The sequence below is a fragment of the Pseudoduganella sp. GW821-FHT11H04 genome, assembly GCF_058807935.1.
The window spans coordinates 20,196-33,905 of record NZ_JBXARE010000021.1; the positions used below are offsets into that span (position 1 = coordinate 20,196).

A 13,710-nucleotide genomic window follows, 5' to 3' on the forward strand; every position below is an offset into this window, starting at 1 on the left:
GTCAAAGTGCAGCCGACGGGCGCGGCCAGTTTGCCGAGGTCGGCCTGCCGCCATTAATCGCAACCTGGCGCGCAGTCTGATGCTTGGCAAACATGGGGGCGCTGGCCAGGTCGCGGATGCGCTCCTGATGGCGCGCTCCGTTGCGGTCGGCTTCGTCCAAAGGAACGGCACATGCGTTGACCAACTGCTTCAATTCACCAATGGGCAGATCGAATTCCTCATGTAATGCAATAAGCAACGAGTCGGAAATGTGTTTGCCCGCGCAGCGAATCCTGCTGAAGACAGGCGGCGGCATTTCGGTGGCCCTGGAGAGTTCGGCGGCGCTCCGGAGGCGCAGCCCTGCCAGGATCACTTCCATGAAAAGCGCACCGTCGACCATCGAGTGTTCAACGCGAATGATCTTGGACTTCAACTCCACCGGATCAGTAAATCTGTTTTGTCGCATCATTTCTCCAAATTGTTGGGCAAATGGCCCAGCGTGCGGGAGCCGTCGCGAAGGCTCCCGCTGCATCACTTACTCAATGATCACTGCCGGTACGAACGTCTCGCGACCATTGACAGTGGAGAGCACGAAGGGGCCTTCAGCCTGCATACGCATCGTGGGTGGCAGCTTGAAATAGTCAGCCTTTTTGATGCGAATTCCGATAAAATTATGTGAGTTCATGTTAGCTTCCAAGTTAGGTTGAACTGGATGCCTGATTCGATTGCCGTCGAGTCAGGCATTTTTTATGGTGCCGCGCTCTTCGACCCTCCCTTCAAAAATTACCATTACGCAACTCCAAGGATTATAGGCACCTGTGCCTACGGTTGTAAAGAACGATTTAATTATTTCACTATAGACCGCTCGAATAGTCGAAAAGCAGTGCACTGCCGACGGAACAAAGCAATTCCCGAATCGGTGTAAGGCATCGTTCGTCGGCGTCAGGTCGGTATCCAACGAGGGTCTCATACTGTCTATTCAGCCCAGCGCGCCCCGCAACCCGTACTGTTACAGATGGCTTTCTCGAATCGGTTCCATAGACGTTGTAGGTGAATGTCGCGTGGTCTAGATCCATTTTCGAATCGGCACGCTCTGCCGTCACCAAGACGAAACCGCTTAGCTCAGGCTCTTCAATGCAAAACTGATCAGTGAACAGTACCATCGCCGCATCGTCCTCGATTCGCTGGAGCGTATGGCCAGGACCACGGGAATTCATCCAGGCACCGTGGACCGGCAAGCTCATGATGACTTCCAGGTCTGCATGGTCATATCCGTTTTCCCTACTCAATGATCGTTCTGACATTAGAGCGGTTCGGCCAGGCAGAGCAGGGGAAAGCCCCCAGTGACCGATAAATTGCTTCATCAAAGGCACTCTCTTTCTGACGTTGGAAAGATTAGACCAGTTCACGGAGCCGCTCGGCTGCCGCGATCGGTGACATGGCGCCGGGGCCACAGCCGCGCAATCCCGAAACCGTCAGCTTTGTCGGGACGGTTCGCCCTTCCCGCGAAAGCGCTTCTGAATCATATTCGACTTCGACATGTGCGCCTCTTGCTTTGGCTCGCGCGATCAGTTCGGTCAATTCTCTAGGGTCTGTCATTTTCGTCGATTTCATTCATGTAGGTCTTCATTATAGGCACATGTGCCTATATATGCAACCAATATTTCTTACGATTTCGCAATAAAAAAACGGCTGTTGTTATTGTGGCGCTAGGCACATGTGCCTATAATGGAGGTTCTTTCCAACCATCATCGAACCTATGCGATCTGCTTCTAAACAAGAATTGCCAGCTTGGGCTACCCCTTACGTAACCGGGGTTCGTGTCGGTCGCGCCCAGGCGCTGAAAGCTTATGCCAACTACTACTGCCTAGACGGCATCGCAGACGATTTTGGCGACGAGTCGCTGGAGCGCCTGTCCATGCATCGTCCCCATATGCTCGCATACGCGAGTCGCACGGGGACTCGGCGGAACCTTGAAGCGATGCGTGCGGCCGGCTGGCGCCTCATCGTTTCCGCAACCGGTGCTCTGCGCGCCGAGGGAATGCCCTACGGACTCGATAACGGCGCTTGGACCGCTTTCCAGCAGAACGCACCATTTGACGAGAAGGCATTCATGCGCGCCGTCGATAAGATGGGCGAGAAGGCGGACTGGATCGTCCTCCCAGACATAGTCTCGGGGGGGATGCGTTCCCTGGACTACTCTCTGGCATGGCTCGACCGGCTGCGCGGCTTGCCAGCGCCCCTGTTGATCGCCGTGCAGAACGGCATGGACGAGGACGATGTTCGCGGTTTCCTATCCCCGTCTGTGGGAATTTTCATAGGGGGCGACACCCAGTGGAAAGAGGCAACCGCCGTCGCTTGGGGTTCGCTTGCTCGGAAGCGCAATTGCTATTTGCACGTAGGGCGTGTTAACTCGGCGCGTCGCATTGCGATCTGTGCCGCTGCTGGAGCAAATAGCTTTGACGGCAGCTCCGCAAGCCGCTTCGCCAAGACCCTCCCCCCGCTCGACAAGGCAACGCGGCAACCGGATCTGTTCGCGTCCTCCAGCTGCTGGGCGTGAGCGCCCGTCCTTGCGGCTTATGCAGGGGGTAGCAGCCGTCCCGCGCAATCCGGACACTTGTCATCGGGCGGCAACAGAGCGAACTCGGCTGCGACGACCCAAGTTGCGCGCGCCCGCGGATGTTTCGTATACCGGCAGACGGTAGGCTTGCCATTCGCGTCCGCCAGATGGGTTTTGCGGGTAGAGAGATTAGAAGCGATATCAAGCCCAATCTTCACATAGCAACGTCCCATCGCGTCCTTCTCCAGGACGCCACTGCGCAGCATTGCCTCGACGGGCCGCTGATCCACGGTTGTGACTGAATCGCCTTCAAAAAAAGCATAGCAACCGGTGGAGGGATCGAGCATCAGACGAACACCAGGCTTGAATCGGTCGAGTACCTTTTTCTGTCCGGTACTAATGGAAGCTTTGGTTGTCATTGGATTTCCTTTTTTGCTTACTCAAACAATGCCATCTGTGTTATCGGCGCGGTCAATGCTTTTGACGCTGGCTCCGCAGCTTTCGCGATAGTCAAAACCGTGTGCTTGCCCACGTTCGCAGCGATGTGTGAATGGACAGCCTTGCAGATCGCCTCGTGCAGCGGATACTCAATGCTTTGGCCGATCTGCTCCGCGCACTGCTCGCTGGCCACCGATTGAAAATCGAAATCGTCTGGAATGCCGTTCAGGTACTGCAGCATGTCCAAGCTTGGCAACAGATAGCGCCCGTCCGGCGTCGCAATATAGACCGAATCCTTGGTCTGGCGGGGCTGAGATTTCAGAATGGTCGGTGCGCACATCGACGTTGGAGTGATAAGGCGCGCACGTCCCGTTTGCAGGCCGTCTACAAGGGCGCGCGTGTGGCTGACGTCGCGGCATCCATGAAGGAAGGACGAAATGTCGTTCCAGATGGGTACGGCGCGCGCCGCCTGTTTTTGCGGCATTTCGAAACCGGGGAAGACCGATGCCACCAGGTACATGCGCGTGCGCTGCGTCTTGCCGCCATAGAGGTCAGCGCAGAACACTTGTTCAGTGACGTGGTAGCCCCACTTGCGTAGCTTGGTGCGGAACAACTCGCCCGCCGCCGAGCGAGCGAAGCCTGGCACTTGCTCCAGCACCACCACGGCGGGGTTGATCGTTTCGATCATGCGCAGGGCATCAAACACCAGGTCCACCGAAGTAGATAGATCTTCAAGAGCGCGCTGTTTGAGGCTGGTGGCCTTCACGGTCGAGAATTCATCGCATTGTAGCGAGATATGTGCGACAGCGATCTGCGGCCCTCCTTCCATGACAGCCGCAACACGGCTCCAGTCGATGGCCGAAATGTCCTCATTGAAGGCGTAGCGCGGCGCGTTGTTGGCCAGCACGGTCAACATGCCTGATTCGGTAAGGTCGCGCCGATCGCGGGCTTCCTGGGGGCGGTATTCCAGCACGGCCTCTATCGTAAAGCCAGTGTCTTGCAAACAGCGCACGTCGACGCCGCTGGTCATCGCCACCATTGCGGCGAACGGGTCGGCAGCTTTGGCCAAATTGCGGCGGATCATGAACGTCCGATTGGCGAGGGGGCGAATCAGGATCTCGCCATGGCGCATCGTAAAATGCAGGCGTTCCGTATAGCCGGGCAGCGCTGCGTCCAGTACGCGTTGGGCGCCGATCTCCACTACCGTCTCAAAGGGATTGTTACGGCGAGTCTTGTACTGCCGCTTGTAGACCTGTTGCGGGCCGCTGGCGTCGAAAGTGAGACGAATGCCCCCAAAACTGGGCAATACCTCTACCGAATGGCGGCAGCCGGCCTCAAAGCCCATAAGTGGCAGAAAATTGGTGGACAAACGAACCTTGCGACGGTCAGCCTGACGCACAATACCAAGTTCCTTGGTGATGACTTGAGGGATATGTGCGGACGCGGTGACATCAGCAAAGTTGGTTCTGATCATATGAGTTCGCTCCACTTAGTTAAATTGCGGTCGTCGTAATCCAAGCCAAAGCACACCTTCACACGATTACAAATCGTTTCCGTTTCACCATCAATGACGATCCGCCCCTTGCCGATAAGTCGTCCAAACAGTGCGCGTTGTTCTGCGGCGCTCATTCTGACCGCGCACCGGCCAAGAACTGAGCCGGTTCTTTCTAGTAGAAAGTATGCCAAGTTTTCGGCATATCCAAATTTGTTCATTTCGTCTCCGGAGACGCCGCGTAATATACGCGGCGTATGCTTCAAATAATGAATCGACAGAGTTACGCGAATTCCAAAGCTTCGGCTTCGTCTTGATCTTCCTGTTCGTCGTGCTCATTGAACAGCGGCTCTTCGTCTTCTTCCTCAGCGCCCGAGAAGATCGGCGCGGTGCGCGGCTGGTCGTCATAAACGCAAACGTACTTCTCCAACACGCACAGGGTTCCTTGGACACGGACCAGGAGGCCGCGCGAGTCGCCGCGCCCCATCGTGCCGTCATCCCACGCTTTGGTGAGCGTCTTGTAGGTGAAGGTGTCGCCCTTCCATTCGCTGGCCAGGCAGATCGAGTAGGCGGTGCATTCGGCCATGTCGCGGCCCCACGTTGCGCCCTTATGGACGTACCGACGACCGTCCATCGTGAAGGTCTTGACGGAGGCAATCTTGTCGCCCGATTCGCAGATCGCCTGTGCTGCATATGCCGGTTCCCAGACCAGCTGGTTGCAGTACACCCGTTCAGCGGAATCGAGATAGCATTCGAGGAAGTGAGTATCCCGATCAAGGGTGTAGGACATCGAATGTCCGCCATCGTTGCGCGTCCACTTGCTCACAACCACGCTACCGACACCAGGGACATACATCCCTGCGCAGATCGTGCCACGCACGTCTTCAGTAACCTTGTATTCGGTGCGGCAGCTTGTCCGGCCCATGTTCTTGCGACAGTGAGCGATGATGCTTTCAATGTCGGAAGCCTGATAGTCGATCTTACTGCCCCAAAGCGAATACTCGTTATCGCTCTCGCCGTAGTTGCACCAGGCGACCTGCTTTGCGTGTTCCTCAATAGCCGATTGAAGTGCGTCTTCGAAAACGGCATGCTCCAAGCCAGTCAATGAGGCGAGGTTCGATTGCGCCAGCGCGAAGCGTTCGGTGTAACCCTGGAACGTGTAGCTCTTCGTGCTCCAGGTGCCGTATGGGTCTGCGCGAAAGGCCGGGGTCTCGTCGCCAAAATCGAAGCCAGCTTGAGCAAATTTGTTCATAAATCCTCCGTTAAGTACATGTGTTTAGTATAGGCACATGTGCCTATCAAGTCAAGCCTTTTATTCCTATTTTGCAATCAATTTCCACTTGCGCAAATAGGCACATGTGCCTATACTGTTTGGTGTTGTGATTGCTCAGGAGATCCCAAATGCAGGTAGTTGATGAAGTAGCTCAAACAGATGGAAGTGGCTGGAGTGCCGTGATGAACGTCGGTGGTGTTCTGTACCGCGCAACCTACGTCGCATCACACCTGGATGTATCGCTGGTCCCCTACAAACGCCCACCCCCCCGTAATAGGAAGGTCGAGAAGATGTTGCGGAGTTGGGCCGAGGGCCAAGTTGCTTCGCTGACGGCGGAATGGCATCTCGCGCACCAGGCGATGTACGCCGAATAACCTGTCCTCAACCTTATTGAAAGAAGAAACGACATGCACACGTTTCCCCCTACCCCAAACATGCAGTACAGCCTTTCCGTCACTCCTAATGCCACGTATCTTGGCTCTTGTCTGACCAAGAACGAAAACGGCGTTGACACAGAGTTGACGCCCGCCCAGCTCGATGAACTGGCCATTTACTTGAAGCTCATCGCCGATTCGCAGCGGGACTATCTCGCGGCGCAGCGCGCTGACGTGGGCCGTCTTTATCACGGGCGCCATAGTGGTCGCAACGTCTACGTCATTGTGGCCGCCGTCGACCGGCTGACTGGCGAAGTATTGGGCCACCCGGCCGACAAGGACGGCGAGATCATCAACCCAGCGGCAAATCCGGTTCGTCTCTACAACTTCTCTCACTTTAAGCAGATCGCGGGCCTGCCAATCCCAGCGGCGGAATAGTCTCATCGGCTGCCTGATCCAGCATATCGTGGCGTGAACTTCACGATATGCTGCTGCATGCGCGAGTGCGGTCGCGCAGTCAGCCAGGCGGCAACTTCACCGCAACGCACCCGATTAAAAATACGAGTATGCCTATGACCTCAAAAGATTTGCTTGCACGCGTTACTGCCGCCTATGCGGAATCCAAAGACGGACGATTAGACAACACCGCCCTGTATAACGCCGTCGCCGATGAGCGCTCACTCGAAAGCAGGGTTCCGATCGGCAAGTCCGGACAACGCCACAATCTGCAAAAGCGGGCCATCCGTTGGCAGCAGCAGACGCTACGGCAATTGGGCATTCTTGAACGGGTGGACCGAGGGGTATGGCAGATCAAGGAACAGATTGGCGAACACCTGCATCGCGCTTTGGCAAGCGTCAAGTTGGTCGCGTACAGCACCAATCTGGGTATGGCTATCTGGGCACAGAACAGCAGCATCTTCCCCGCCCTGAACGAGCCGATCGCGCTTTGTATCACCAGTCCGCCCTACCCCCTCGCCAAAGGGCGTGCATACGGCAATCCAACGGCTGCGGAATACAACGACTTCATCACGCTGGCGCTCGAACCTATCGTTCGGAATTTGCTGCCTGGAGCCAGCATAATTTTGAATTTAAGCAACGATATTTTCGAAACGCAATCACCGGCGCGGTCGCTTTATGTGGAGCGCATGGTTATCGCGTTGCATGAGCGGCTGGGGTTGGCCTTGATGGACCGTTTGCCATGGGTTAACCTGGCCAAGCCGCCTGGGCCTACGCAGTGGGCATCCGTACATCGGTATCACATGAACAGCGCCCACGAGATCATTCTTTGGTTCACCAATGACCCGAAGCGAATTCGTTCCGACAACCGCCGCATTCTGGAGCCCCACACCGAAAGCCAGATGAAGCTGATGCGATCCGGCGGCGAGCAGCGAACAGCGAGCTATGGCGATGGCGCCTACACCTTGCGTCCGGAGTCCTTTTCCCGCATCACCGAAGGCCGCATTCCAAAAAACGTTTTCATGCGTGGAGCCTCGTGCGCGGACACTCTCGCCACGAGGCGCTTTGCCGCCGAGTATGGACTGCCCACGCATGGGGCAGTGTTTCCGACGGCGCTGCCCGAATTGTTCATCAAGTTTCTCACCCAGCCCGATGACCTGGTGGTGGACATTTTCGGCGGCACCAACAAGACTGGCCTCGCAGCGGAGCGGCTCGGCCGGCGGTGGTTGGTCACGGAAGCCATTGTCGAATACCTGGCGCAAAGTACCGGGCGATTCCACCAGGCCGATGGGTTCGAGCTGCATCCGTTGCTGGACCGCTTCGCCGCCTAGTCTTCTGACGTAAGAATTCGCGCCCTTACAGGCGTGAGGGCATGGGAACGAAGTCCTTGCTGGATCTTCCCTTGGTCGGGGCAACCAACTTACCCACTGTGCGAAGCAGGAAAATTTGCTTTGTGCTCAAGAATCCCGTGAATGGCCTGCCCGACGCGCCGACGACGTGCTGCGATTCGGTCAGGTGCAGGTCTTCGTCCAGCTCGGACTTGTCCTTTCCCGCGCTATCGGCTTCGATCATGTCGATGGTTCTGGCTTCCGCGTGCGTCTGGACTGGCTCCGCCAACGATTGCGCCGCAGCCGAAGGGCCAGGCGGCGCTACGCTCGCAAACTGTTGGACGGCCTGGCGGTCGGTTTTCGTCGTACCTGTTTCAGACGATACCCCAGAAGCGGTTTCGTGACGCTCTTCGCTGGGGATAGATGGCGTTGACGCCTGCGGGCTTGGATGTGGTGCTGCTTTGGGGCGCGGACGAACCAGCTTAGGCGGAGCACGCAATGGACCGGGTGGACGTGCTGGAAGGCCGTCGTCGGCGAACGCGTCTACACGTGGACGCACCGCGGCCAGCCGCATGGCGCGATTGGCCGCGACTTTTTCGGCATGTTCCAGGTCTTCCGCCAAGGCTCCGCTGCCAAACTCCTTCCGCAGATTTGCAATCTTCCGCGCGTGATCAGCGTTCTCCGCCGACAGTTCGGCCTCCGTTTTCATCTCGAAAAAGTAGGCCCTCAGCGTTTCGGTGGCGATCTCGATCCCGCCCTCGGCCATCAACTCGGCGAGCTTCTCGAACGATAAGCCGCGCTCCCTGGCCGCAATGAGCGTTCCTATAAGTTGGCGCACGGCCCCTTTTTTCAAGAACAATTCGTCGGCAGGTTCACTGAGCGTTGCAGCGATGATGTTCTGCCTCGATTTCTCGATTGCGGTCTTCTCTACCCTCTGCAGCGCACCCATCGAAACTCCTTTCACACCCTGTGCCAATTACGAATGAGCACATCTTACCATCACAATGAGATTAATAAAGCATTGCCCAGGCGACCCCTGCCCAACTTCGATCTAATTGACGATCCGATGCCCGAAGAATCCACCGCCTCTCACACATGACAGCCCACCCCTTCCCACCCCGCAGCGCCCCCGAAACCGTGCACCCGCCCGTACACGATTCCATACACGGCACGCCAAGACAAGTCTAGGACAGGATGAGAAACATCCGTACGCGACAAGTCGCGCCCGGATGCCGGTCAAAATATTCGGTCGCCTGCGGCGCCCTTCACATTTTTTCCTTTTCTGCCTGCTCAGGGCTTCGCCCCGAGACCCGTACTTCATTAAGTGTTGAGTTGTCACAAGGCAACACCGCCAGGGATGATGCGCCAACGGTGCCTGTCCAGATGAAAGTCGCTTAGGGGCGTTTTGCGGGCCGCTGAGACGGGGCTTGTGAGATTAGGTAGACCTTTGGCGGCGACGATCCGACGAAGGCACTGGCGCGCGGATAACGGCTTCGGATTGGATGTCTAAGGTGTCGCCGGGAAGTCTGCCGCGACTTGGCGGATTATGTGAAAATGGATATTATTTCTTTAGAGGATGATAATGACAATTCCGCAACTTTGCGCTTTACTCGCGGCGGCGTTCGCAGGTGCGCTTGCCGCCTATGTTCCGACGGCCAGGCAACGGCAATGGCCTGTGGGTCATCTATTCGAGCGCGGTATCGTCCCCACAACCGTTTATCTGATTGTGGCCGTGACCGTGCTGGGTCTAGCGTTCGGATGGGCATGGTCGGGCAAAGCATCCTGGTGGTGGCTGCTGTGGATTGCCTTGGCATCGTTCGTGGGTGCGCCCCTGATTACGTCGTTGTTCAAAAGTTGGAGTGCTGCGTTGTCGCTGGTCGCAGCTCCGGTCCTGGCCGTGTTCGCGGTGCTGCTTCCATTCTCCTATTCGCTGTGATGCTCAGCCTGCTATTTCTGCGACTGCGACAAGATTGGGAAGGAGCGCTTAGTTGCCGTTGACTGCAATTCGCGCTTCGACTGGGGAAATTGTCGAGGCATTTGACCTATCGGCAGAGCAGTGGCGCCAGATGAAGAGCGAGCCAACAGGTTCGTATCTCATCCGTCGCAGCAGTCTCCCTGCTATTCTCAAGCAGAATATATTCGGCACGCGCTGGTTTGCGGCCCGCCCAGGTGAGAGTGATCCGGAATGGAAACCGACATCGCCTGAGCATGAGTTCGCACAGGTGCGGATGGTTAAAGCGCTTCGCACCGCGGGCTATAGCGCACGGGTTGAAGAACCCGGTCATACGCCTGCAGGCGAGCGTTGGGAAGCGGATGTCTTTGTCGAATGTCTGGGCCGTAAGATAGCGATCGAAGTGCAATTGTCACAACAGACCTTTGACGAGTATTTGCGCAGGTCTGAGAAATACCTTCAGTCGGGCATTAAGGTTGTATGGCTTGTTAGCAGTCGGCACTTTGAGAACTTCACGCTCGGTTGCCTGAGAAGCAATGGATGGGGGGCGTCATATTCAAATGGTCCTATCGTCAACGGTGAACAATTTCATAGCTCCTTTCCCGCTTTTCCCCTTAGGTTCAATAGCCCTAAGGGAAAGCCGACAGACGACGCAACGAGAGTCAGCGTTTTTCTGCCTCCTAAAGGCTGGCCAGCGCGAGAATTATCATTGGACGATTTTGCTGTGGGCTTAGCTAGTGGGGCCTTAACGCACTCGAAGGGTAAATTTTGGCTGTGGATCGAATAGGCAGCTGCCGACGAACAGTCTCGATTTGTGGCGGCGATACCTTGTGTGTTCAGACCAATTCAGTCGCTAACTGGGCAGGCATGCCGGCGGCGTTGTGCGCTCATCTTCGAGCATCGCCCATACGCCGCTAGTGCGCTGCCCTACCCTTCTTGGCACAGGCACATACTGGGCATAAGCTTCCCTTTATACCCTCCGCCACGAGCCAGCCGGCTTTCTTGGCCTGGCTGTAGCAGTTAGGCCAGCTTGTGCCGAAGAACCGTTCAAAGGCTGGTTCAGCCTGTCCATACACTCTTGGGAACTCCGGACAGTCAATCCCGTCACAGGTGAAATCTACGAAATAGACCGCAACCATAGCGCCTCCTGGACGTTGCTTAGACGCCCAATGTTCTCATGGACTCCAAGGCAACCTATTGCACCTGATCATGCTGCCATCTTAATTTCATAGTGATAGGTGGCGGTTCTGGGGTCTGACGGAGCAGCATAGTAAATTAAATATGTCATAATCGGGTTATTCTGACGTTGGAAATAGCATACCGAAATGACAAAATCACGCGATGTAGTCAAGACCGCGCGGATTGACCTTCGACTCTCACCAGAGGAAAAGGCTGCGATCCTGGAGAAGGCTAGCGAACGCAACATGACCGTTGTTGCGTTTCTGACGCGCGCTGGCCTTGGCCGCGCCACCCGGCAGCGGGCCGACGTCGATGCCATCAATGAGTTGCGCGCTTGCGTAGACGAACTCAAATCCATCCACCACCTGCTTAAATCAATCGCCAATGGAGACCAGCTAATTCCATCGGCGGCGCTTGAGCAGCAGATGGCGGCAATAACTGCCGCAATACAACGGGTGTGGAACAATGGCGGGAACGAAGAATGATTGTCAAAATCGCCGAGAACAGACGCGACGGAAAATCCTCCTTCAAGGACCTCGCGAAGTACATGACCCAAGGTATTGAGCAATCCGGCGAGGCGCCGCAGAAGACGAGTTGGGATAATCTGACCCAGTACATTACTGCCCAGAGTGTGTTGGACTCATTGGGCAACAACGTGGAAAAGACCATCGGCGTAGAGATTGGGAACGTGACGTCATTGGCCACGGCGCCGGCGGAAATGTACGCGGTCGCCAATAAGGCCATCCACGTAAAGAACCCTGTTTACCACTACATCTTGTCGTGGCCGGAGCATGAAAGGCCTGCCACGCAAGACATATTCAGTGCCGCGAGGGACACGCTGCGGGCTCTCGGGATGGAGGATCACCAATACATCATCGCTATTCATGCGAACACGGACAATCTGCATGCCCACATCGAGGTGAATCGCGTGCATCCGAAGACCTTCAAGCCTCAGTATTTGAACTGGGACCACGCGACGCTACACGAAGCTGCACGGCACGCAGAGATCAAATATGGATGGCATCACGACAATGGTATTTACCAGGTCGTTGAGGTGAACGGGAAGAAATCGGTCGTTCGCAGCACCGACTACATTGATCCGGACTTGGTGCCGACGAGGCCGGGCGCCAGTCGCGCTGAAGTCTGGTCCGGTGAAGAATCCTTGGAGACATGGTGCAAGGGAGTGCCAGCGACGGACCTTCGGAAGGTATTGGACGATGATAGCACTTCGTCCTGGCAGGACATTCACCGTGTTCTCGGCCGGCACGGACTGGAACTTATGGACACGGGCGGTGGCGGCCTAAAAGTCGTAGACGTAAGCCCGGCAACCGAGGAAAAGGACGGAAAGCCCATGGCTGTGCGGGCTTCGGCGGCGTTTCGCTTTCTCAAGCGGAAGGACCTCGAAGAGCGCCTTGGCGCTTTCCAACCGCGCGCGCACGACCTCAAACTGGATGAGCCGCAGCGTACATACAAGCGCGATCCGCATAAGCGCCTTGAGTCCAGGCTTGCACGTAAGGCGCTGCGCGATGAGCTGCAAAAGCGGTTTAAGGGCGAGGACAAGGAAGCGCGGCAACGTCAGGCCTTGGCGCGGCAGGCCTTGGCACCGTTCGCAGCGGGAGATAAAGCGCGGCATGAACAGCTGCAGGCGGCGTACCAGGCGCAGCGCTTGGCCATCCGTGCAGATAGCCGTTTGTCACCAGCTCAGAAGCAGCAAATGTATATGTTGGCCAAGCTGACGATGACCAAGGCGCGAAACCAGTTGTCCAAGCAGATAGGTGCGGAGCGCGATCAGCGGCGCCAGTTGCTGCCGCCGGTGAAGTCATGGCGAGCATGGGTTGAAGAACAGGCTCAGCTCGGGGATGAGGCCGCTATCAGTGCGTTGCGTGGGATGATTTATCAGGACGGCCGCGACCTCAAGAAGAAACAGGCGAGGGACGCAGCTCAAGCGAACGAAGACGCAATCCGACCGGCACATCCGCAGGACACAGATCCTCAGATTCGTAGCCTCGCGGATCTGGTGTGGAAAGTCTCCAAAAACGGAAGCGTTCACTACACCTTTAACGATGGCAATCCGGCGTTTCGCGACGAAGGTGATCGGCTCACGTTCGGGCGCAAGGAGGTATCGGACGATGCCTTGGCTCTTACGCTGAGATACGGCGCCGACAAATGGCGCGAAGGTATCCATATTGCCGGCGGCGACTTTGCTTTCAAGGAGCGGGCCGTGCGGCACGCGGTCATGTTGGGTATCAAGGTCCGCAATATTGAATTGCGCGACCTTGAAAAGCAAATCAAGACCGAATTGGACGCAATGGCTGGGCGTTCGGCAAAGCCGGCAGCCAGCACACCGGGGCATAGCAGTGCTCCCCTCCTCCAGGCTGTAAGCGTGCGAGACGACGATATCCACGAGTTGGTGCGCGGGGTGGACCGTCGCGCTAAGCTCTTTGACGCTGTGACCGAAAACAAGACCTACGTGGGGCCTATCGTCGCGCAGAACGCGCGCCATATTGCCCAAGACATCGGTAAGGGTTCATTCGTGGTCCACGAGCGAAGCGCGTTCGCAGTCACGCCGGAGCATGGTGCACACGTCTCTGTACGCTACCGCGCCGGGAAAGCGACTGTCAGTGCGACCAAGGTCCGTGATACGCGCCCAGCTCGCTAGGTCGACCCTGGCGGGGACAGT

At 56.7% G+C, this 13,710-nt stretch carries 16 protein-coding genes; 8 read left to right on the plus strand and 8 right to left on the minus strand.

All coding sequences use genetic code 11. The features are described from left to right. Nucleotide 1 precedes the first annotated feature (1 nt). The 3 genes from AC1RTP_RS26785 to AC1RTP_RS26795 form a co-directional block, all read right to left on the minus strand. On the minus strand, nucleotides 2–448 hold the full coding sequence (locus tag AC1RTP_RS26785) for a hypothetical protein (protein ID WP_498611685.1): 447 nt from the start codon (nucleotides 446–448) through the stop codon (nucleotides 2–4). Nucleotides 449–514: 66 nt separating this feature from the next. Next, nucleotides 515–664: a hypothetical protein gene (locus AC1RTP_RS26790; protein ID WP_498611686.1), complete on the minus strand. Its 150-nt coding sequence runs from the start codon at nucleotides 662–664 to the stop codon at nucleotides 515–517. Between the two features lie 710 nt (nucleotides 665–1,374). Beyond that, on the minus strand, nucleotides 1,375–1,593 hold the full coding sequence (locus AC1RTP_RS26795; RefSeq protein WP_498611687.1) for a hypothetical protein: 219 nt from the start codon (nucleotides 1,591–1,593) through the stop codon (nucleotides 1,375–1,377). Nucleotides 1,594–1,738: 145 nt separating this feature from the next. Here AC1RTP_RS26795 and AC1RTP_RS26800 point away from each other — a divergent pair, with 145 nt between their 5' ends. Beyond that, on the plus strand, nucleotides 1,739–2,539 hold the full coding sequence (locus AC1RTP_RS26800; protein WP_498611688.1) for a hypothetical protein: 801 nt from the start codon (nucleotides 1,739–1,741) through the stop codon (nucleotides 2,537–2,539). A 17-nt stretch (nucleotides 2,540–2,556) separates the two neighbouring features. Here AC1RTP_RS26800 and AC1RTP_RS26805 read toward each other — a convergent pair whose 3' ends face one another. The 4 genes from AC1RTP_RS26805 to AC1RTP_RS26820 form a co-directional block, all read right to left on the minus strand. Next, nucleotides 2,557–2,958: a hypothetical protein gene (locus AC1RTP_RS26805; RefSeq protein ID WP_498611689.1), complete on the minus strand. Its 402-nt coding sequence runs from the start codon at nucleotides 2,956–2,958 to the stop codon at nucleotides 2,557–2,559. Between the two features lie 17 nt (nucleotides 2,959–2,975). Next, the gene (locus AC1RTP_RS26810; protein ID WP_498611690.1) at nucleotides 2,976–4,451 is read right to left on the minus strand and encodes a DNA cytosine methyltransferase; all 1,476 of its coding nucleotides are present in this window, start codon (nucleotides 4,449–4,451) and stop codon (nucleotides 2,976–2,978) included. Further along, complete coding sequence (locus AC1RTP_RS26815; protein ID WP_498611691.1) at nucleotides 4,448–4,690, minus strand: hypothetical protein; 243 nt, start codon at nucleotides 4,688–4,690, stop codon at nucleotides 4,448–4,450. The genes AC1RTP_RS26810 and AC1RTP_RS26815 overlap by 4 nt, the downstream gene beginning before the upstream one ends. A gap of 62 nt (nucleotides 4,691–4,752) precedes the next feature. Beyond that, nucleotides 4,753–5,721, minus strand: a complete 969-nt coding sequence (locus tag AC1RTP_RS26820) for a hypothetical protein (protein WP_498611692.1) — start codon at nucleotides 5,719–5,721, stop codon at nucleotides 4,753–4,755. Between the two features lie 149 nt (nucleotides 5,722–5,870). Here AC1RTP_RS26820 and AC1RTP_RS26825 point away from each other — a divergent pair, with 149 nt between their 5' ends. The 3 genes from AC1RTP_RS26825 to AC1RTP_RS26835 all read left to right on the plus strand — a co-directional run bounded on the left by AC1RTP_RS26825 (nucleotide 5,871) and on the right by AC1RTP_RS26835 (nucleotide 7,903). Next, nucleotides 5,871–6,116 (plus strand): hypothetical protein, encoded by a 246-nt coding sequence (locus tag AC1RTP_RS26825; protein ID WP_498611693.1) that lies wholly within the window; start codon nucleotides 5,871–5,873, stop codon nucleotides 6,114–6,116. A 33-nt stretch (nucleotides 6,117–6,149) separates the two neighbouring features. Beyond that, on the plus strand, nucleotides 6,150–6,554 hold the full coding sequence (locus tag AC1RTP_RS26830; RefSeq protein ID WP_498611694.1) for a hypothetical protein: 405 nt from the start codon (nucleotides 6,150–6,152) through the stop codon (nucleotides 6,552–6,554). 134 nt (nucleotides 6,555–6,688) lie between these two features. Continuing rightward, on the plus strand, nucleotides 6,689–7,903 hold the full coding sequence (locus AC1RTP_RS26835; RefSeq protein WP_498611695.1) for a DNA methyltransferase: 1,215 nt from the start codon (nucleotides 6,689–6,691) through the stop codon (nucleotides 7,901–7,903). A gap of 25 nt (nucleotides 7,904–7,928) precedes the next feature. On the opposite strand, the gene AC1RTP_RS26840 is transcribed toward AC1RTP_RS26835, so the two are convergent. Beyond that, nucleotides 7,929–8,849 (minus strand): hypothetical protein, encoded by a 921-nt coding sequence (locus tag AC1RTP_RS26840; RefSeq protein WP_498611696.1) that lies wholly within the window; start codon nucleotides 8,847–8,849, stop codon nucleotides 7,929–7,931. A 633-nt stretch (nucleotides 8,850–9,482) separates the two neighbouring features. Between AC1RTP_RS26840 and AC1RTP_RS26845 the strand changes: the two genes are divergently transcribed. The 4 genes from AC1RTP_RS26845 to traI all read left to right on the plus strand — a co-directional run bounded on the left by AC1RTP_RS26845 (nucleotide 9,483) and on the right by traI (nucleotide 13,689). Continuing rightward, the gene (locus AC1RTP_RS26845; RefSeq protein WP_498611697.1) at nucleotides 9,483–9,836 is read left to right on the plus strand and encodes a hypothetical protein; all 354 of its coding nucleotides are present in this window, start codon (nucleotides 9,483–9,485) and stop codon (nucleotides 9,834–9,836) included. A gap of 52 nt (nucleotides 9,837–9,888) precedes the next feature. After that, the gene (locus tag AC1RTP_RS26850; RefSeq protein ID WP_498611698.1) at nucleotides 9,889–10,638 is read left to right on the plus strand and encodes a competence protein CoiA family protein; all 750 of its coding nucleotides are present in this window, start codon (nucleotides 9,889–9,891) and stop codon (nucleotides 10,636–10,638) included. Nucleotides 10,639–11,176: 538 nt separating this feature from the next. Further along, nucleotides 11,177–11,515: a plasmid mobilization protein gene (locus AC1RTP_RS26855; RefSeq protein ID WP_498611699.1), complete on the plus strand. Its 339-nt coding sequence runs from the start codon at nucleotides 11,177–11,179 to the stop codon at nucleotides 11,513–11,515. Further along, nucleotides 11,512–13,689 carry a TraI/MobA(P) family conjugative relaxase gene (gene traI / locus AC1RTP_RS26860; protein ID WP_498611700.1) on the plus strand — a complete coding sequence of 726 codons (2,178 nt, stop codon included), beginning with the start codon at nucleotides 11,512–11,514 and terminating at the stop codon, nucleotides 13,687–13,689. The genes AC1RTP_RS26855 and traI overlap by 4 nt, the downstream gene beginning before the upstream one ends. The last annotated feature ends 21 nt before the right edge of the window (nucleotides 13,690–13,710 follow it).